General features: G+C 64.3%; 20 protein-coding genes. 12 read left to right on the plus strand and 8 right to left on the minus strand.

The features are described from left to right. Nucleotides 1-161: 161 nt before the first annotated feature. From GEMMAAP_RS17760 to GEMMAAP_RS17775, 4 genes are all read left to right on the plus strand, one after another. The gene (locus tag GEMMAAP_RS17760) at nucleotides 162-1,067 is read left to right on the plus strand and encodes a fasciclin domain-containing protein (protein WP_026848147.1); all 906 of its coding nucleotides are present in this window, start codon (nucleotides 162-164) and stop codon (nucleotides 1,065-1,067) included. A gap of 175 nt (nucleotides 1,068-1,242) precedes the next feature. Further along, the gene (locus GEMMAAP_RS17765; protein ID WP_145979218.1) at nucleotides 1,243-2,097 is read left to right on the plus strand and encodes a hypothetical protein; all 855 of its coding nucleotides are present in this window, start codon (nucleotides 1,243-1,245) and stop codon (nucleotides 2,095-2,097) included. Then, the gene (locus GEMMAAP_RS17770; RefSeq protein WP_026848146.1) at nucleotides 2,094-2,525 is read left to right on the plus strand and encodes an ABA4-like family protein; all 432 of its coding nucleotides are present in this window, start codon (nucleotides 2,094-2,096) and stop codon (nucleotides 2,523-2,525) included. The genes GEMMAAP_RS17765 and GEMMAAP_RS17770 overlap by 4 nt, the downstream gene beginning before the upstream one ends. Nucleotides 2,526-2,689: 164 nt before the next feature. Continuing rightward, entirely contained in the window at nucleotides 2,690-3,424 is a 735-nt protein-coding gene (locus GEMMAAP_RS17775) for a hypothetical protein (RefSeq protein ID WP_145979219.1), read from the plus strand. On the opposite strand, the gene GEMMAAP_RS17780 is transcribed toward GEMMAAP_RS17775, so the two are convergent. Further along, nucleotides 3,408-3,626 carry a hypothetical protein gene (locus tag GEMMAAP_RS17780; RefSeq protein ID WP_026848144.1) on the minus strand — a complete coding sequence of 73 codons (219 nt, stop codon included), beginning with the start codon at nucleotides 3,624-3,626 and terminating at the stop codon, nucleotides 3,408-3,410. The genes GEMMAAP_RS17775 and GEMMAAP_RS17780 overlap by 17 nt on opposite strands. Before the next feature lie 85 nt (nucleotides 3,627-3,711). Here GEMMAAP_RS17780 and GEMMAAP_RS17785 point away from each other — a divergent pair, with 85 nt between their 5' ends. The 3 genes from GEMMAAP_RS17785 (at nucleotide 3,712) to GEMMAAP_RS17795 (ending at nucleotide 6,836) form a co-directional block, all read left to right on the plus strand. Next, nucleotides 3,712-4,245, plus strand: a complete 534-nt coding sequence (locus GEMMAAP_RS17785; RefSeq protein ID WP_026848143.1) for a hypothetical protein — start codon at nucleotides 3,712-3,714, stop codon at nucleotides 4,243-4,245. A gap of 168 nt (nucleotides 4,246-4,413) precedes the next feature. Next, nucleotides 4,414-6,135, plus strand: coding sequence for a GMC family oxidoreductase (locus tag GEMMAAP_RS17790; RefSeq protein WP_082821456.1), 1,722 nt, complete (start codon nucleotides 4,414-4,416; stop codon nucleotides 6,133-6,135). Continuing rightward, complete coding sequence (locus GEMMAAP_RS17795) at nucleotides 6,135-6,836, plus strand: gluconate 2-dehydrogenase subunit 3 family protein (protein WP_053333541.1); 702 nt, start codon at nucleotides 6,135-6,137, stop codon at nucleotides 6,834-6,836. The genes GEMMAAP_RS17790 and GEMMAAP_RS17795 overlap by 1 nt, the downstream gene beginning before the upstream one ends. Here GEMMAAP_RS17795 and GEMMAAP_RS17800 read toward each other — a convergent pair. Next, nucleotides 6,833-9,736 carry a serine/threonine protein kinase gene (locus GEMMAAP_RS17800; RefSeq protein WP_053333540.1) on the minus strand — a complete coding sequence of 968 codons (2,904 nt, stop codon included), beginning with the start codon at nucleotides 9,734-9,736 and terminating at the stop codon, nucleotides 6,833-6,835. The genes GEMMAAP_RS17795 and GEMMAAP_RS17800 overlap by 4 nt on opposite strands. 161 nt (nucleotides 9,737-9,897) lie before the next feature. Between GEMMAAP_RS17800 and GEMMAAP_RS17805 the strand changes: the two genes are divergently transcribed. The 3 genes from GEMMAAP_RS17805 to GEMMAAP_RS17815 are packed head-to-tail and all read left to right on the plus strand — an operon-like array spanning nucleotide 9,898 to nucleotide 13,399. After that, nucleotides 9,898-10,527, plus strand: a complete 630-nt coding sequence (locus GEMMAAP_RS17805; RefSeq protein ID WP_145979220.1) for a hypothetical protein — start codon at nucleotides 9,898-9,900, stop codon at nucleotides 10,525-10,527. Nucleotides 10,528-10,571: 44 nt separating this feature from the next. Next, complete coding sequence (locus GEMMAAP_RS17810; RefSeq protein ID WP_043579311.1) at nucleotides 10,572-11,039, plus strand: (2Fe-2S)-binding protein; 468 nt, start codon at nucleotides 10,572-10,574, stop codon at nucleotides 11,037-11,039. Further along, entirely contained in the window at nucleotides 11,036-13,399 is a 2,364-nt protein-coding gene (locus GEMMAAP_RS17815) for a xanthine dehydrogenase family protein molybdopterin-binding subunit (RefSeq protein WP_053333539.1), read from the plus strand. The genes GEMMAAP_RS17810 and GEMMAAP_RS17815 overlap by 4 nt, the downstream gene beginning before the upstream one ends. A gap of 20 nt (nucleotides 13,400-13,419) precedes the next feature. On the opposite strand, the gene GEMMAAP_RS17820 is transcribed toward GEMMAAP_RS17815, so the two are convergent. Next, the gene (locus GEMMAAP_RS17820) at nucleotides 13,420-14,643 is read right to left on the minus strand and encodes a hypothetical protein (RefSeq protein ID WP_026848138.1); all 1,224 of its coding nucleotides are present in this window, start codon (nucleotides 14,641-14,643) and stop codon (nucleotides 13,420-13,422) included. A 17-nt stretch (nucleotides 14,644-14,660) separates the two neighbouring features. Between GEMMAAP_RS17820 and GEMMAAP_RS17825 the strand changes: the two genes are divergently transcribed. Then, complete coding sequence (locus GEMMAAP_RS17825) at nucleotides 14,661-15,275, plus strand: GNAT family N-acetyltransferase (protein ID WP_026848137.1); 615 nt, start codon at nucleotides 14,661-14,663, stop codon at nucleotides 15,273-15,275. A gap of 35 nt (nucleotides 15,276-15,310) precedes the next feature. Continuing rightward, nucleotides 15,311-15,760 (plus strand): hypothetical protein, encoded by a 450-nt coding sequence (locus GEMMAAP_RS17830; RefSeq protein ID WP_026848136.1) that lies wholly within the window; start codon nucleotides 15,311-15,313, stop codon nucleotides 15,758-15,760. Nucleotides 15,761-15,769: 9 nt separating this feature from the next. On the opposite strand, the gene GEMMAAP_RS17835 is transcribed toward GEMMAAP_RS17830, so the two are convergent. Genes GEMMAAP_RS17835 through GEMMAAP_RS17855 form a run of 5 tightly spaced genes read right to left on the minus strand, consistent with a single transcriptional unit; the run spans nucleotide 15,770 to nucleotide 17,912 of the window. Next, on the minus strand, nucleotides 15,770-16,075 hold the full coding sequence (locus GEMMAAP_RS17835; RefSeq protein WP_026848135.1) for a hypothetical protein: 306 nt from the start codon (nucleotides 16,073-16,075) through the stop codon (nucleotides 15,770-15,772). 1 nt (nucleotide 16,076) lies between these two features. Further along, nucleotides 16,077-16,802: a hypothetical protein gene (locus GEMMAAP_RS17840; protein ID WP_026848134.1), complete on the minus strand. Its 726-nt coding sequence runs from the start codon at nucleotides 16,800-16,802 to the stop codon at nucleotides 16,077-16,079. A gap of 39 nt (nucleotides 16,803-16,841) precedes the next feature. Continuing rightward, on the minus strand, nucleotides 16,842-17,114 hold the full coding sequence (locus GEMMAAP_RS17845) for a hypothetical protein (protein ID WP_026848133.1): 273 nt from the start codon (nucleotides 17,112-17,114) through the stop codon (nucleotides 16,842-16,844). A 10-nt stretch (nucleotides 17,115-17,124) separates the two neighbouring features. Then, entirely contained in the window at nucleotides 17,125-17,511 is a 387-nt protein-coding gene (locus GEMMAAP_RS17850) for a DUF2200 domain-containing protein (protein WP_053333537.1), read from the minus strand. Further along, nucleotides 17,511-17,912, minus strand: a complete 402-nt coding sequence (locus GEMMAAP_RS17855; RefSeq protein WP_026848132.1) for a hypothetical protein — start codon at nucleotides 17,910-17,912, stop codon at nucleotides 17,511-17,513. Before GEMMAAP_RS17855 ends, GEMMAAP_RS17850 begins: the two co-directional genes overlap by 1 nt. Nucleotides 17,913-18,269: the final 357 nt, after the last annotated feature.

The following is an 18,269-nucleotide window of genomic DNA, read 5'->3' on the forward strand; positions in this document are numbered from 1 at the left end:
GAAGGAAGCGAGGTCCGAGTTTTTTCGGACCGACTAGTCATACACGAAGTCTTGCGTGTTCTCCCCGTGATCACCAACGGCGATGCCGTTGCGATGGCATGACGCGTGTCGCGTTCGTCGCCGTCGATCACTCCGATCACGTCCACACAAGGCTTTCCTCCATGCGTTCCACGCTGTTCTCGCGCCGCGCGGCGCTCGTGCTTTCCTTCTCGGTTCTGGCCACTGGACTGACGGCCTGCGGTGACGATGATCCGGTCGCGCCGCCTGCTCTGACCATCACGGAAACGGCGGCCGGTTCGGCGCAGCTCTCCACGCTGGTATCGGCGCTGACCGCCGCCGGGCTCACGCAGACGCTCAATGGCACCGGCCCGTTCACGGTGTTCGCTCCGGTGAACAGCGCGTTCTCGGCGCTTCCGGCTGACGTCGTGCAGCGTCTGCTCGAGACGGGCAACCGTTCCATTCTCACCAAGGTGCTGACGTTCCATGTGGTGCCGGGGCGCATCACGGCCAGCCAGCTGCAGAACGGACAGACGCTCACGACGGTGGAAGGGACGACGTTGCCGGTGACCGTCGCGAACGGCGTGGTGACGGTGGGTGGCGCGCGCGTCACGACCCCCGACATCTCGGCGTCGAACGGTGTGGTGCACCTGATTGATGGCGTGTTGCTGGGCAGCATGGACATCGTGGACAACGCCATCGTGCGCGGCTTCAGCTCGCTCGTGAGCGCGGTGACCACGGCCGGACTCGGCACGGCGCTGCGCGGTGGCAACCTCACGGTATTCGCGCCCACCAATGCCGCCTTTGCCGCCATTCCCGGTGGTGCACCCACGACGGCCGCGGCGCTGACGCCGGTGCTGCAGCTGCACGTGGTTGGCACGCGTGCCCTGTCGTCGCAGCTCACCAACGGGCAGATCCTGAATACGCTGCTCACGGGCTCCAACCTTACGGTGGGACTCACTAGCGGCGTGCGCGTGACTGGCCCCAAGAATTTCGCCACCGTCACGGCGGCCAACATCGTGGCCAAGAACGGTGTCATTCACGTGATTGACACGGTGCTGCTGCCGTAATCGGCGCCGCTCCGCTGTGTTCCTCGCCCGACGCTGCCTGTTGTCTCTCAGGCGGCGTCGGGCGATGTCGTTTCCCCGCGCAGGAACCGCGCAGGAACAGTACAGGCGAAACCGCACGACGAACCGGCACGTTGGGAGAGGGGCGCCGTTCTTCCCTCCCGACCTCATGGACCGCATGCCCGCTCCTGTTGACCTGCGACCCACATGGTCGCCCTGGCTCGTTCGCCTGGCCGCTGTGTCGGCGGCATTGTGTGCTGTGAGCCTCGGCGGGCTGCTGCTCGATGACCGCGTTATTGGGGGAGCCCCCGCCTGGCTCAAGCCGGCCAAGTTCGGAGCCTCCGGCGCAATGTTCCTGCTGTCGGTGGCGTGGATGACACACACCCTGCGCCCCACGCGACTGCTTCGTGTGGCGGAGTCACTGATCGGTGCGATCATTGTGGCGGAAATCGTGATCATCATGGTTCAGGCGGCGCGCGGCCGCCTCAGTCATTTCAATATCGACACACCGCTGGATGCTGCACTCTTCAGCAGCATGGGCATGGGCATCGCCACGGTGTGGGTGCTGACCATGGTGGTATTGGCCCTGCATCTGCGCACGCCACACGCCGACCGTGCGCTGGCCGTGGCGTTTCGGGCCGGGCTGCTCTTGCACATTGTCGGCGCCGGGATGGGCTGGATGATGACGCAGCCGCGCCCGCAGCAGGTGGCGGCGATGCAGCGTGGCGAACGTCCGTTTGTTTCAGGCGCGCACACGATGGGTGGACAGGACGGAGGCCCGGGGCTCCCGGTGACCATGTGGAGTCGCGATCATGGCGACTTGCGGGTCCCGCATTTTGTGGGGATGCATGCCCTGCAGCTGTTGCCTTTGCTGTTGCTTGGCGTGCGTGCCGTGCGTGGCCGCCGCAATGATGGACTGGAACTGGGGGTACTGGTGGCCTCAGCGGCGGCGGCGTATCTCCTCTTTGCGGGCGCGCTGTGGCAGGCGCTGCACGATCATCCGGTGGTGGCGTTCCTGGGAGGCAAGACGTGACCGAAGCGCAGCTGTTCCAATATGCCAACACGACCGCGCTGCTCAGTTGGGTGGTTCTCATTCTGGTGCCGAAGCGCGCCGCCCCCGTGTTGCGCATCGTGGTGCCCGTGGGCATGGCACTTCTCTATATCTGGGCACTTACAACGGCTCCGGCCAACCCGGATGGCGGGTTCGGATCGCTGGCGCAGGTGAAGGCCCTGTTCACCCAGGATCGCGCCGTGTTGGCCGGTTGGGTGCACTATCTGGCCTTCGATCTTTTTGTCGGGTGCTGGATCGTGCTTGATGCCCCCGAGCATCGACTGCACCACCTGCTGGTGGTGCCCTGCCTCCTGCTGACCTTCATGTTCGGACCAGCGGGACTGCTGCTGTACTATGTGCTGCGCACCTCCATTCGCCTCCGTCGGGCCGAGCCCGCGGCCACGGGCTGACGGAGGGGATTGCCGAGGGGCAACGGCGATCCGGGGCCGATTCTATTGGCTGAACGCGAAGGAGGCGCCAGCGGGGTGTAAGGCGCTTCCCGATTTTCGCGAAACGCGAATGTCGTAGTGTTGAAGCACCCTTTAGCGACGCACACCTCATGCTGGAGTTCCACATGAGAAACTCGTGGCGGCTTCTCGCGGTGGCGGTGACCACCGCCTGCAACAGCACCACGCCAACGGCCCCCGTTGGCGACTTCACCTTTTCCGTTGGTGACTTCTCGCCCGCTGACGTGCGCCCTGGGGATACGACATCGCTGCCTCTCTTCTCGGCCTTCCGGAATGGCTTTCAATCGCCGGTTGGGTTTGCCTTTGAAGGCCCCAGCGGCTTTACCACGTGGCTCACCGACTGCCGAACGATTCTCACACCCCAACCGTTCGGGCCTGCCGCTGGCGCGTCGTGTACGGCCATGATTCGTGTGGACAGCACCGTCACCGCTGGCACGCACAGTCTCGTCTTCACCGCGACGTCGGCGAGCGCGGTTGCCAAACGGATCTCCGCGCCACTGGCCATTCTGCCGCCCCGTCCGCTGCCGCAAACCTTCTCCGTCACGCCGAGCACGCGGGCCCTCACCATTCGGCGCGGCGATAGCGCCGATGTGGTTTTTGTGCTGTCAGCGCGACCCGTTGGTGCGGCCCCTGTGACCTTCACCGTGCTCGGGAATTATCTCGGGATTGGATTGCAGTGGCGTCCATCATCCGTCGTACCCGCAGGCAATGATACCGTCCGCGTGCGTATCACCGTCCGTCAGGACGGTGTCGTTGGCGGGCACTCGTATCTGTTTCAGGCGCAACTTCCCGGGAAGCCCACCTATTCGATTCCCGTGTCGGTGACTATTCCGGCCGGGTAATGCGCTGGCCCTTTGTGTATCGCACGCCATCAAGCGTGACCGCCCGCGACAACCGGCAGCTTCGCAATCGTCCATCGGGATAGAGTTGGAGCTGCGTGGTGCCGGTGAGCTCCCGCCAGAACCATGCAGCCTGGCAAGGCACTCCGTCGATCACCGCCACTTCGGAGAAATAGCAGGCCGACATGCGCACGAGGTCGACCATCTCTCAAAGTTATGATGCCCCGGGCTCGGCGGAAGACGGCGGGAGAGCGTTGCGCCGCCGCCAACAGGCGTGCTAGTTCACAGGTATGACTTCTGCTCGCGTTGCCGCGCTCCCGTTTCAGGTGAGCGGCGAAAATCAGGTCATTGCCAAAGGCACCGTGACCACCACCGAAGAGCGCCGCCATGGCGTGCTGCGCCTGGAGGGCGCCACGCTCACAGTGCAGTGGCGGGTGGAACGGGAAATTCAGCGCGTCGGCGTTGAGATCCGCACCGACACGGAGCGCGATGGCATGCGATCCATCCCGGTGCGCGTCGATCAGCTGGGCGATGCACGGGTCCGGACCCGCGGACGCTGGTGGTGGCGCCGCTGGGAGCTGGTCCTCACCGCGCGCGACCTGTCGGCGTTTGACCCGCTGGCCGGCAACGACGGGTTTGATTTTGCGCACCCCGCCGAGTTGGTGTTGCCTGTACGCACGGCGGATGTCGAGTTGGCGCGGGAGTTCGCGTCCGAGGTGGAGCTGGCCATCGCCGAACTGGCGCTCCGTGCCGCTGAGCAGGCGGCCGCGCCGCTGCCCGCCCCAGCACCCGGTGCCCTCCCCTCAGCGCCACCTTCCGCCTAGTTGCTGGCCGGTCACGGACCGTAGATTACCCCAGTCGCTTCCCCACCCAGCGCGCGTCAGTCGCGCGCCTCTGCACCGCCCCCCTGTGGAGTCGCTGTGATTCAAAGCAGTCCCAAGTCGCAAACTGAATACGACGTCGTCGTCGTAGGCTCCGGCGCCGGTGGCGGTATGGCCGCCTATCAACTCGCCATTGCCGGCCTCAAGGTGCTCGTGCTCGAAGCGGGCCGGTCGTACGACCCGGTGCGCGAAACGCCCATGTTCAAGCTGCCGCGTGAAGCGCCATTGCGCGGCGCCGGGGGGCGCGAGAAGCCGTTCGGCTTTTACGACGCCACGGTAGACGGCGGCTGGGAAGTGCCGGGTGAACCCTATACCAATGCGCCGGGCACCGACTTCCGGTGGTGGCGGGCGCGCATGATGGGCGGGCGCACCAATCACTGGGGCCGTATCTCCCTTCGCATGGGCGAGTACGACTTCAAGCCGAAAACGCGCGACGGTCTGGGCGCCGACTGGCCGCTGTCGTACAAGGATCTCGCGCCGTACTACGACAAGACCGAGTTGCTCATCGGCGTGTACGGTGGCGATGACGATCTCGAAAACACACCACGCTCGTCACCTGGTGTGCTCCAGCCGCCACCAGCGCCACGCGCCGTGGAAATGCTGGTGAAAAAGCACGCCACGCCGTTGGGCATTCCCGTCATTCCGGCCCACCTGGCCATCATGACGCAGCGGCAGAACGCCGATCGACTGCCCAAACTGCTGCACCCGGGCAATGCGCTCGCCCAGCGTGTGTTGCGCCAGTCCATGCAGTCGCGCGCGGCCTGCTTCTATGCAACGCCCTGCGGCTGGGGCTGCTCCATCAAGGCCAACTTCCAGAGTACCACGGTGCTGCTGCCGCCGGCGCTCGCCACGGGCAACGTGGACATTGTGCCCGACGCCATGGTGCGTGAAGTCACGGTCGGGAAGGACGGGCTCGCGACCGGGGTGAGCTACATCGACAAGCGCACGCGGCAGGACCGGCGTGTGAAAGCGCGCGTGGTGGTGCTCGCCGCCAGCGCGGCCGAAACGGCGCGCATTCTGCTCAACTCCAAGAGCAGCCAGAACCCCAACGGGGTCTCCAACTCCAGCGGTCTCGTTGGCAAGTACCTCATGGACACGGTGGGTGCCGGCCTCGGGGGACAGATCCCGATGCTCGAGAACCTGCCGCCGCACAACAACGACGGCGCCTCCGCCATGCACGTGTACATGCCCTGGTGGCAGTACAAGGAGCAGTTGGGCGGCAAGCTCGATTTTGCGCGCGGCTACCACGTGGAATTTGGCGGCGGCCGCGGCATGCCCGGCAACGGCTCCTTCAATTTCCTCGAGAATCTCACCCAAGGCGCGTACGGCAAGTCGTACAAGGAAGCGGCTCGTCGCTACTACGGCTCGTTCGTCTGGTTCGACGGCCGCGGCGAAATGATTCCCAACGAAGACAGCTTCTGCGAGATCGATCCCGAGGTGGTGGATCAGTGGGGCATTCCGGTGCTTCGCTTCCACTGGAAGTGGTCGGATCATGAGCTCAAGCAAGCCGTGCACATGCAGAAGACGTTTGCTGAAGTCATCACGGCCATGGGCGGAAAGCCGGGCAGTGAGCCGCAAACCGATGGCAACAAGGCTATCGCCAAAGGCGGGCAGATCATCCACGAAGTGGGCACCTGCCGCATGGGTGACGACGCACGCACCAGTGTGCTCAACCAATACTGCCAGTCGTGGGACGTAAAGAATCTGTTCGTCACCGACGGCGCGCCGTTTGTCTCCAACGCCGACAAGAATCCCACGCTGTCCATTCTCGCGCTGGCGTGGCGCACGACCGACTATCTGCTTGAGCAGATGCGCAAGAAGGAGATTGGCTGATGTCTGACGAACAGCACGAAGCCGCGCCTGAAGCAGCGCCCGAAGGGGTGAAGCGGCGCGATGCCCTCAAGGCCATGGCCGCGGCGGCCAGCTTACCCATTCTGGGCAGCATTGCCGCACCGGAGGCCGACGCCCAGGCGAAACCGGCGGCACCCACCGCCCCTCCGGTACAGTTGCGCCGCGGCGGACCGCGTGGCGACGCGTGGGATCCCGATCTCATCAATCCCAAGAAAGACTGGCCGCGCAAACTCACCGCCGCCGAGATGACCACGCTGGCCGCACTGGCCGATGTGATTATCCCGGCGGACGGCAAGTCGCCAAGTGCGTCGGCAGTGGGCGCGCACCTGTACATCAACGAGCATGTGAGCGCCCCCGGTGAAGGGAACGCCCGTGATCTCGTGCGCGTGCGCGGCGGAGTGAGCTGGCTCAATCTCGAAAGCCAGCGCCGCTTCAGCAAAGGCTTTGTTGGTCTCACCATGGCGCAGAAGACCGCCATCTGCGACGACATCTGCTACGTGCCCAAGGCCAAGATAGAATTCAAGGCGGGGGCGCGCTTCTTCTCGCTGGTGCGCAATCTCACCGCCACCGCTTTCTACACCACCGATCAGGGGATGAAAGACGTGGGGTACGTGGGCAACATGGCGCTGCCCAAGTGGGACCCGCCACCACCAGCGGTCCTCAAGGCGCTCGGTCTCGACTAGCGTACTCCGGGCTCACCTGACGTCAGCGCCAGCATTCGCGCCCGGGCTTCGCGCACGAACGGCTGCAGCTCGGCGTCGGCGCGTTCATAACGGGCGACGTAGTCGCGGTACAGTTGCACCGCATTCTTGCGATCGCCGCGCGCGTCGTAGATGCGAGCCAGCGCCAGCGTGGACCTAATGGGAATGTAGAGATCCGGCCCGATACGCGGGCGGGAGCCAACGGCCGTACGTCGATAGGCGTCATACTGCACCAGCGCCGAATCGGCGAGGCCCACTGTGGCAAACACGCGCACCAACTCCAGAGGTAGACAGGACATACAACTGGAGGCCGGCCCATCTGGCTTCTGGCTCGCCCGGCGCACCATGGCCGCGGCATCGGCCCATCGCCCTTCGGCGATCGCCAATTCCATCAGGATGTCGTTTCGTCCGTCGACATAGCTCGCCAGTTGCGTGGAATCAGTGAAGAGTCGATCGAACTGCGCCAGCGCGGCCTTTGCTTCTGCGACCATCCTGAGTTTCGCGTAGGCACGAGCCGCCGATATGCTTACGGCCAATTGCTCTTTGGGTGAAGAGGCGCGTACCGCATCTTCAAACCGGCGCAGTACCTCAGGCGGGACCACGCCCGCGTCGATGGCACTCTCCAGCGAGATGAACGCTCCGGTAAACGCATCAATGGGAACACCCTGGGCCCGGTAGGTCGCCAAGGACGCGTCACGAAAACGATCGGCGTCGCGCAAGCGACCCTCCTCCAGCGCATCGAGCATCTGCTGGTTGGCGCTCTGCACCGGGTCGCGCGAATACCCCTTGGCTACGGCATCGTCCAAGAGTCGCCGCTGTAACTCGAGGTCGCCCGTTCTATAGGCGCGGGTGCGAGCCCACGCGCCATTCAGTTCGTCGTCAGGAAAGCGACGGCGGACGATCGCTTCAATGGAGTCGACCGACGTCCATTTGCCTTGGAGCGAGAGGTTGGCGCGCAAGGCACTCAACCGCAGAATGCCGGAATCACGGGCCACCACGAGCCGACGCAACACTTCAGCGCGCCCGAACTCCTGCCGGCTTTCGTACTGCGCGGCAAGATTCCCCAGCACGCTGCTGTCACCAAGTGCCAGCACACGTTCGAAGGCGGGAATGGATTTGCGACGGTCCGCCCGCGAACCCGCCGCGAAGTATGTGGCCGTGACGCGCTCGGCATCGATTTCCCGCAGACGGTCCCGCAGCAGATAGGCTTTACTCAACGCCGAATCGGCAGCACCAGGCGGAGCCGTCATGTTGCTCAGCAACAGTCCAAGCCTTCGCCATCCTTCCGCAAAGAGCGTATCAATGGCCACGGCCTCGCGAAACAGTTGCGCCGCGCGGACCCTGTTGCCTTCCACATCGGCGGCCTGTACGGCGGCTGAATATTTGCGCAGCGCCTCAAGTGAACTGGTGGTGACTCGCTCGAGTGGCGGCGACGCATTGACCAACCGCAGCGACTCCCCAATGCGTGACCGCAGCTTTCGGGACAGATCGTCGGCCATCTGGATCAGACTGTCCGGACTGGCGGCGGTGGCCCGGAACGACGCCAGTTCACGGCCCGAATCGGCGGTCACCAAACGCACCGCCAATATGTACGACGCGCCCACCGCCGTGAGCTCGCCATCGACAATGGCGCGCACCCCTTCTCGGCTGGCGAGGTCGCGCACAAGCTCCAACGAGAGGCGGCTCTCGCGCGGTCGTTCCATACGCCCCAGCGCCTCCGCGATCTCGCTGGGCGTCAGCAGCGTAATTGCGCCAGACTGCACCAGGCCAGCGCGCACGGCGTCAGACGCCACACGCCCCAGCAAGCTGTCGGCACCGCGCACGGTGAAGTCGGTGATCACCAAACGTTCGTTGGGCGCCAGCGTACCGCGGGCCTGCAGCGACCCCGCCGGCCCAATGCCCAGCTTGCCCAATCCAACGTACCCGGCAACCACCAGCAGCAGCCCCGCAACACCCAACGCCGCGACGCGCCGCGGTGTGAGCGTATGCCAGAACCCTTGATCGGCCACCGTCTCGCCGGTCCGTTCTCCACTGCGCACGCCGGCCTGCTCAAGGGCCGCCACGATGTCGCGGGCCTCCTGCGGGCGCGTCGCCACGTCCTTCTCGAGACACTGCATCACGAGCGCCGCCAACGCCGGCGGTACATCCGCCCGACGCTCGGCAATGGGGACGGCGTTCACCGTGAGGTGTGCCGTGAGTTGCTGTTGGACCGGCTTGTCGGCAAACGGCGCACTGCCGCACAGCATCTCGTATGCAACGCACCCCAGCGCGTAAATGTCGGTGCGATGGTCCACACTGTCGCTGCCTGTCACCTGCTCCGGTGACATATACCCCGGCGTGCCGATGGCCATCCCCATTTGGGTGAGAGCCTCACCGGGCACGTCCGCCCGCGCCGCGTTGATGGCCTTGGCAATGCCGAAATCCGCAACGGTAGCGGCGTCACCGGTGAGCAGAATGTTGTCGGGCTTGATGTCGCGATGAATGACACCGCGCTCGTGGGCATAGGCCAATGCTTTGGCCACATCCCGCATGACACTCACCACATCGCCTATGGGCAACTCGCGATCGCGATCAATGCGCGCGCGCAGCGACTCCCCTTCGATGTAGGGCATGCTGAACCACGGCAACCCGTGCAGCGATCCCACGGTGAGCACCGGCACGATGTGCGGATGCTGCAGCCGCGCCAGCAACAGCGTTTCGCGGTTGAAGCGCTCGACATTGACCACCGCCGCCAACTCCACGGGGAGCACCTTCAACACGACCTGACGGCTGAGCGCGAGGTCGTCGGCCAAAAACACGCGCGACATCCCCCCGCCGCCAAGCTCACGGTCGAGCCGGTAGGTGCCGCCGAGCGCGTATTGGAGGTCGTCGAAGGTGCTCATTGCGATGAAAGAAGAGCGATTACAGGGGAATTGTACAGGTCGCTTCCTTCTTCACCATGCACCTCCTCGCTCTCTGCGCACCTGAGCCGCATACTTCTTCCCTTCCTCAGAAAATCCGCTGGCTGTCGATCGGCGCAGACCACCCTCTTCAGGAGCTCGCAATGGCAGCAGACGCAAATGCAGTACAGGTGTTTCAGAAGTATCCCCTGGACTTCATGAAGCAAACGCTGGTCCGCGCCCCATCCTGCCAGACCGCCGTCTACGGTCGGCCTATGGCACTGACCTTGTCGCTGGATCCCATGGCGACGGCCCAGCTCGCGGGCAAAGCGGTAAAGGTGTATGCACTCCGGGCCGCCGAGCCTGGGGAACCATCCTTCAGTTCGTACATCTGCGACTTCAGCACGGGCAACATCAGCTATCAGGTCCTCGGCAGAGAATCGGAGTTCTGTTTCACCTTCGCGATGGACGGTTGCACCTTTTCGGTTGGGTCTCCTACGGGGACGGGAGACGTCCTCGTCTCCCACGGGAACGCCAAGGGCGTGACGGAGGGTGGGGATAGCCAGGTCGGTCGTCAGCACAGCTTTGCGTCACAGCTGCACGGCGGTGGCGTTGCGCAGATGCTGCAGCCGGGCACGTACCGCGCAGACGGCGCCAAGGTGGCCACGACCTTTGGGCTGCGGGACCGAACGGGATGGAGCTTTTACTACCAGAACTATGTCGTGACCAAGAAAGGCTTCCCACCCGGGTACGAACTGTTTGGCGTCTACGATTTTTCCGGCAAAAAGGTCTAGTCTCAACTGATGCGCAGCGCCACGTCATCCTGAAGGGAGAACTGATGTCCACCGCCCCCATAACGCTCACCGTCAACGGTTCGCCACGTCGTTTTGACGGCGATCCGTCCATGCCCTTGCTCTGGTACCTGCGCGACGAGTTAGCGCTGACGGGGACCAAATATGGGTGTGGTATCTCCCAATGCGGCGCCTGCACCGTGCATGTGAATGGCGCACCGGTTCGTGCCTGCCAGCGTCGCATGCAGACGCTGGCTGGCGCGTCCGTCACCACCATTGAGGGGTTGCATCCTGACGACGCGCATCCGCTGCAAGACGCGTGGCGCAGCATAGACGTGCCCCAATGCGGCTTCTGCCAGTCGGGGCAAATCATGCAGGCGGCCACGCTGCTGGCGCGAAACGCCAATCCCACCGACGCCGATATTGATACCGCGATGAACGGACACATCTGTCGGTGCGGCACGTATCCCCGCATTCGCGCCGCCATCAAGGCCGCGGCGGAGCGGGCTCGATGAGCGCGCGTCGGAATCTCCCGTGGCTGGCCGTACCCGCGGCCACCGACACCGCGGCAACGCCGGCAGTCGACACACCATCGACCAGCACCGAACCGGCTCGACGCGACTTTCTCAAAGTGCTCGGCATGGGCGGCTTGCTCATTGCCGCCAGCAGTGTTGGTGTGCGTCGGCTGGAGGCGGCAGCAGGTTTTGCCCCAAGCGCAGAACCTTGGGAGCCGCACGCCTACATTCGCCTTGGCGACGACGGACTGATCACGATCATCTGCCATCGGTCGGAGATGGGACAAGGGATCCGCACGACCATGCCCATGATCATCGCCGACGAAATGGACGCCAACTGGGCGCTGTGTCGCGTGGAACAAGGGCTCGGAAACGAACCGAAATACGGCAGCCAGAACACCGATGGCTCCACCAGTATTCGCGACTTCCTGCAGAAGTATCGCGAGGCGGGCGCCACCGTGCGGGCGTTGCTGGAAGATGCCGCCGCCAAGGAATGGGCGGTGGCCAGCAGTGAGGTGCAGGCACGCAACGGCGAAGTGGTGCACGTGGCGTCCGGACGCACCAAGGCGTTTGGTGCGCTGGTGGCTACCGCGCGGACGATACCCATGCCCGCTGCCACGCGCGTTCGTATCAAGACGCCCGCCGAACGTAAATGGGAAGGCAAGGCGATGCCGTCCATCGACCTCGTGCCCATGACCACCGGCGGCGCGATCTTCGGAGCGGATGTGCGGCTGCCAGGCATGAAGGTCGCGGCCATCGCACGGCCGCCAGTGTGGGGTGGTACCGTGCTGAGCGTTGACGATTCGCTGGCCAAACAAGTGGCCGGTGTTGAGCGCATTGTGCGCATTCCCGCGTCGCCCATGCCCGGTGGGTTTTTACCACTGGGCGGTGTGGCCGTGATTGCCACCAATACATGGGCCGCCATGAAGGGGCGCGACGCGCTGCGCATTACCTGGAATCATGGGCCCAACGCTTCGTACGATAGCGCCGCCTACAAAACGTCGCTCCAGGAATCCGTGCGTCGTCCTGGAGCCGCTGGCCGCACCAACGGCGATGTGGAGCGCGGACTGACCACCGCCGCGCGACGCGTCACGGCAGAGTACTACATGCCGCACCTCTCGCACGCCCAAATGGAACCGGTGGTTGCCGTGGCACAGGTAACCAACGGCAAGGCGGAAGTCTGGGCGCCCACGCAGTCTCCCATGGATGCACGCAAAACCGTGGCGGAGTATCTCAAGCTCGACGTCGCCAACGTGAGCGTGCACGTGACCTTGCTGGGTGGTGGATTCGGGCGAAAGTCCAAACCCGATTTCATCTGCGAAGCCGCGTTTCTCTCACGGGAAGTTGGGGCTCCCGTGCGAGTGCAATGGACGCGGGAAGATGACCTGCGCCATTCCTACCTGCACTCGCCGGCGGCGCATCGACTGGAGGCTGGTCTTGATGCCGCAGGCAAAGTGGTGGCGTGGCGTCATCGTTCTGCATATCCCGCTATTTCGGCCACTTTTGCACCCAAGGTGACCGGCGCGGAGCCCGACGAACTCACGAATGGCGCGAGCGACATTCCGTTCGACATTCCGAACATGCAGGTGGAGATCTGCCCCGCAGTGGCGCACACGCGGATTGGCTGGTACCGCAGCGTCAACGCCATCCATCATGGCTTCGCCATTGGGTCATTCGTTGACGAATTGGCCCGTGCCGCCAAACAGGATCCGGCGGACTTTCTGCTGGCCTTGCTGGGCCCAGATCGGCGCGTGGACCTGTCGCAGGCAGGACTGGTAAAGCCGGCGAGCAATTACGGCGCCACGTGGACGGATCATCCACTCGATTCGGCGCGCGCCCGACGGGTGGTGGAGCTGGCCATCGAGAAGAGCGGCTGGCGCGGCCCCGCATTGGCACGCGGCCGTGGGCGCGGCATTGCGGTGCACCGCAGCTTCCTGTCGTACGTGGCGATGGTGGTGGAAGTGGAGGTCCTGCCCGATGGTACCGTGCTGGTCCCTCGCGCGACCGTAGCCGTGGATGCGGGATTCGTTGCCAATCCCGATCGCGCCCGCGCGCAGATGGAAGGGGCGCTCATCATGGCCATGAGTAACGTGCTATCCAGCGAAGTCACCTTTGCCGCCGGCCGCGTGGTGCAGTCCAACTTTCGCGACTACGGCGTGACCCGCATGCGCGCCGCCCCACGACAGGTGGATGTGCACCTCGTCCCCAGTGAGGGACTTCCCGGTGGCATTGGTGAGCCTGGCGTACCGCCGGCCTGCGGTGCCATTGCCAACGCCATTTTTGCCGCCACCGGGGTGCGGGTCCGTGAACTCCCCGTGGGACGCCAACTGGCGGGGTGGCAAACGCGCAGCAGCAACTGAGTTGACCAGACAGCGCGACTCTACGGTCTGCTGAACACCGTGCCGTGCGGCACCGCGGCACGGCGTGCGCCATGTGGCCACGCCATTCCCTCCATACGATGACCTGGTTCAGCGCTTCCGGCCCCACGAAAGCGCTCGTCCAGCGTGAGCGTCCCGTTTGCTTCGTTGAAACGCGCCAGCAGAATGCGTGTTTTCATGGCCTGGTAGCCCGTGATCACAACACGCTGGTGATTGGGTTCCACACCAATCCAGTGCGGCACATCGTTGGGCCCGAGTGTAATGCGTGACACTTCACGGGGATGCGATGGATCTGACACGTCGAGACTCACCACCGCGCTCCACGCGGGCACCGTAATGAGGTAGTAGTTGCCAATCACCACGGGCACCGCACAAGAGGTCCCGGGTTTACGCGGGAACGAGGCCACCAGCTGCGCAGCGGGGTGATCACCGGCAATGTCACGCAGCAGGTACAAGCCGCAATTGAAGGTGGACACCAACACCGTCTTGCCATCGCGCAGCACGCGCGGTTCCGCCGAGCGATACCCTTCATCGCCCCGCGGTCCGTTGGGGAGTTCGATGGTGTGCTGCACACTCAAGTCGGACAGGCGCCAGAACTGCAGCGCCCGCGTGGTGTCACGATTATCCATGTCGGAGGTCGTCACCACCACCCGATCAATCGCGGGCAGAATGGCTGCGGAGTACGGTCGGATGCGACGATCCACGCCTGTCGCATTGGCCGAGCGCACGCGCACCACGTCGCCACGTGGGGTCAGCTCCGCGAGCCCGCCGGGCGCCATCCCCTGGGCATCGTGCTGCATCTGGAAGGTGGCCAGCACATTCCCGTTGGGCAGCCGCCAGAAGCTGTGCGGATGCATGAGCCCACTGACGTCGCCAAACTGCCGGGCAATACGCGGGGCGGTTGGTGTGGTGAGGTCGAAGATGAACGACTGTCCGGAGCCAAAGCCATTCGCGAACAGCTGGCCATCAGCGGGCATGTCATGTTCGGTATGGTGCGTACGATTGGCGCGGCCGGGCACAGGGACCGTGGCCACCAGCGCACCGTATCGCTCGGCGCTCGGATTGTCCCGAATGTCGTAGACCGCCAGAAAGTCTGCCTCTGAGCTATCGGCGGATGACGCCCAGGCAAACAGATAGTCGCTCGAGCCCTTGGGCAGCTGAGATGGGCCGGAAGGAACGGCCAGAAGCGTAGCGGCAGCAATCAGGATGGGAACGCGAAGTGACATGCGCGATAATTAAGTGCATGACCGACACCCCTGCACTTCCCGTGGGCTACAGCACCGTCCCGCCCGGCCACCTCGCGAGTGTGGTGACCTATCTCGAGATGACGTCGCGGCCGACCAGCCGTCCGGTACCTGAGCTGGGGGCAACGCTCACGTTACATCGGCTCGGCGCCGCGGAGCTCGACCGGTATCGGGCGCTCTTCCGGGCCGTTGGGACCCGATGGCTCTGGTTTTCCCGTCTCAGGCTGTCCGATGAGGCGCTGACGGCCATCCTGGGCGACCCGCAGGTTTACGTGTGGGCCGTTCAGGAGGGAGACCAGTCCGTGGGACTGCTGGAGCTGGACTTCCGGGAAGCAGATGCGTGCGAGCTCGCCTTTTTCGGCCTCATCGACCGGATGGTAGGGCGCGGGGCGGGACGGTGGCTCATGGATGAGGCCATCACGCGCGCGTGGGCACACCCGATACGCCGCTTCCACGTGCACACCTGTACCCTTGATCATCCCGGCGCGGTGGCGTTTTACCAGCGCTCCGGGTTTGTGGCGTATCGGCGTGCCGTGGAGATTGCCCGTGACCCGCGAATCACCGGCGAACTGGGACTCGATGCTGGGAGTGATGTACCGGTGATTGCCGGGTGACGACCGTGACCAGGCTTTTCACCTGGTGCACACGCATGGGACTGGTCTTCGTGGTCTGTCCCATAGGCATGGCCACGGCACAGCCAGCGCCCACAGCGCGCGGTCAACTCGTGTGGAGCGAGAAGGCGTGGCACAAGGAATCGTTACGACGCCAATTGGTGCGCGACAGCAGCATCTCTCCGACAGCACTCGTGGCCGACTTTGACGGAGACGGTCGCCGGGATGTTGCGTGGACCGTTCGCCACCAGCGTACGGGCGAACGCGGCATTCTGATTGTGCACGCCAGCGGACGGGCAGCCCAGCAGTGCGGCGCCGGTGTGGCATTTGGGAACGGCGGAACGAACTACGAGTGGATGGACCACTGGGAGGTGATTCCGCACGACGGTGGAAAGGGTGCGGCGTTGTTGATCGCCAAGGCTGAATCAGCCAGCGCGCGCATTGAATTCAGGGGCGGCCGCTACCGGTGGCAACAGCGCGGCGATTGAGTGGACGCGCTACACCGTTGTGTCGGCGTAGACGGTAATGAATTGCTCATCGACGTCATAACGACCTCGCCCCGATGTCTGCGTGCGCACGACATGTTCGCCAATGATACGCAACACGTCTTCACGCTGTGAGAGTGGGAGTTTTGTGGTGCTTTCCCACTGCGCCACGGAGGGAATATTGATGATCGCCAACGCTCCGGCTCCGGCAAACTCCCACCACATTGAGAACGTCGACTGTGGGTTCTCAAAGTGAATCACACCACTGCGTCCTTCTGACGTAATGCGCACCTGCGTGTTGTGCGGGAGTCCGCTCACGCTACTCCCCATACCGTCGCACACGGTAGCGCAGCTCGATCATCGATGATCTGCTGCCTGAAGACTCTGCACCGGCGGCCGATTCCACACGCTCCGGACGGAACCAGGCACTCCAGTCGGCTCGGCTATCAGGAATGCGCGGCATTGGCGGGGTAAACACCTCCGTTTGCCGACCGGGAAGCTGAACCACGATGACCCGTCCAGTGGCCCGCATAAGCGGGTTCTGCATGACCGGGATGATGCGGTGGGGTCCTTCGGTGCGCATGGCGGCCCAACGCACGGTGCCTTCCGGGCGGGTCTTGCTGGTGTGCACCTCCACCTGCAGCCAGGGCGGAGCGGTATCTGCGGGGACGTTCGCCGCATCAACCCGCAGTTCCAACTCGAGCGTAGCCATGGCGCCGTCGTATTCCAGCGGCTTCTCCATGAGGTACAGCCACGACCACGCGCCCAGGACCACCACGCCCACGAGTGTAGTCACCCCGAGAATGGCCGACCACCCATACGTGGCGCCCTGCCCACTTGGCGCGGACCGCGCGTACAGCGCCATGCCTGCCGCCAGGCCAACGAGGGCCCCCACCAGCCCGACACCAATGGTGAGATAGCCCACCGCACCATCGCGGGAAGACACGTTGGTGAGTTTGGCAAAGAGCAGCGCCGCCCCAAGGCCCACGCCAAAGCCAGCCACGGCCCCACCAAGGACATAGATCACACCAAAAAGACTTCGCATCGGAAAAGCTTACGGTGCGAGCGCCACCCTCGCGAGCGTTTACGTGCCGCTTCGGCGGCGCCACAGCTGAAAGCCGGCCCCAATCCCAAGCGCAATCAGGAAGGCCCACATGCCGCCAACCACGAAGGCGATAGGTGCGAACTTGTCGAGGTGGCCAAGCTTGATGGTGAGCCCGATTTGAAAGAGCGTCGAGGCGGCGAGTGCCGAGAGAACCGCCGCCATCAACCAGTCGCGTGTTCGCAGGTTGGCGACCACGGCACACACCACGCTCAATCCGATCAGGAGCGTCAGACCAACGGCCGCTTCGTTCATGGGGAGTGGGTCATTGGGAGTCGCTCGGAACTGGTACCGATGCGCGCGAGCTCCTGAGAATCTTCTCCATCGCCCTGCCCTTTGCCAGTTCATCCACCAGCTTGTCGAGCCAGCGGATCTGTTGCATCAACGGGTCCTCCACCTCTTCCACGCGCACCCCGCATACCACGCCGGTAATCAACGCGGCGTTGGGATGCATGGCCGGGGCCTGTGCGAAGAATGTGCGAATGTCACACCCGTTCGCGATCTGCTGACTGAGCTCCTCCGCAGTGTATCCGGTCAGCCAGCAGATGATTCGATCCAGGTCACTCTTGGATCGACCCTTGCGCTCCACTTTGTTGACGTACGCCGGATACACACGGCCAAAGGGCATGGAAAAAATGCGGTGCTCCACCATTATCGATCCTGGCCATCGAAAGGGGTACGAGTCTGTATCCTCGGCATACGTGACACGATTTCATAGAAGTCGCGCTCCGGGTCGCTGAATCCCGGCAGCCACGGACACGACGCCAACTCGATGACTCGTGCGGCGTAGCGGATACGGCACCCGCCTTCCTGTGTTTGTGCCACCATGTCGAAGCGCTCGCCCTTGCGAATGACCAGCGCGGTATCGCCATACAGCACACCGCGCCTCTGTAGACCCAAACTCAACCGTTGCACCGGCACATCCTGCAGTACTCGCATCACCAACAGCGGTTGCCCTGACGCATCCGTTGGCGAGCGGCGCGGAGTGCACGCCGTCAGCAGAGTGATGCCCGCAAGTACCAGCACGCGTGGAGCACGATTCGAAGCCCGCATCGGCGTGAATATGTGCACCGCACAGGGAGATGGCACGTTGGCGCCACGACCATCGTGTGCGGCACGAATGTGACGGCGCGCGGCGCCCTCCAGCCCCGACCGCGCGTCTCTGAGGGGCAACGCCCCGAAGCAACGCGCCAAGGGGCTGGAGGGCGTCGCGCGACGGGGCCCACACCCAATTGGGGCCCACACCCAATTGGGGCCCACACCCAAGGGGGGCCTACAGCGGTCAACGATTTGATTCTGTGTGCGTTTGCCCCCAATGTAGGAGGATGCCCGAACGCGTAGTCGCCGGGCGTACAGCAAGCCCCCACCCTTCGTCGTTGATGGCGTTCGTGCGCGACCGCCGTCCCGGGA

Origin of the sequence: Gemmatimonas phototrophica (assembly GCF_000695095.2) — a bacterium.
GTDB lineage: Bacteria > Gemmatimonadota > Gemmatimonadetes > Gemmatimonadales > Gemmatimonadaceae > Gemmatimonas > Gemmatimonas phototrophica.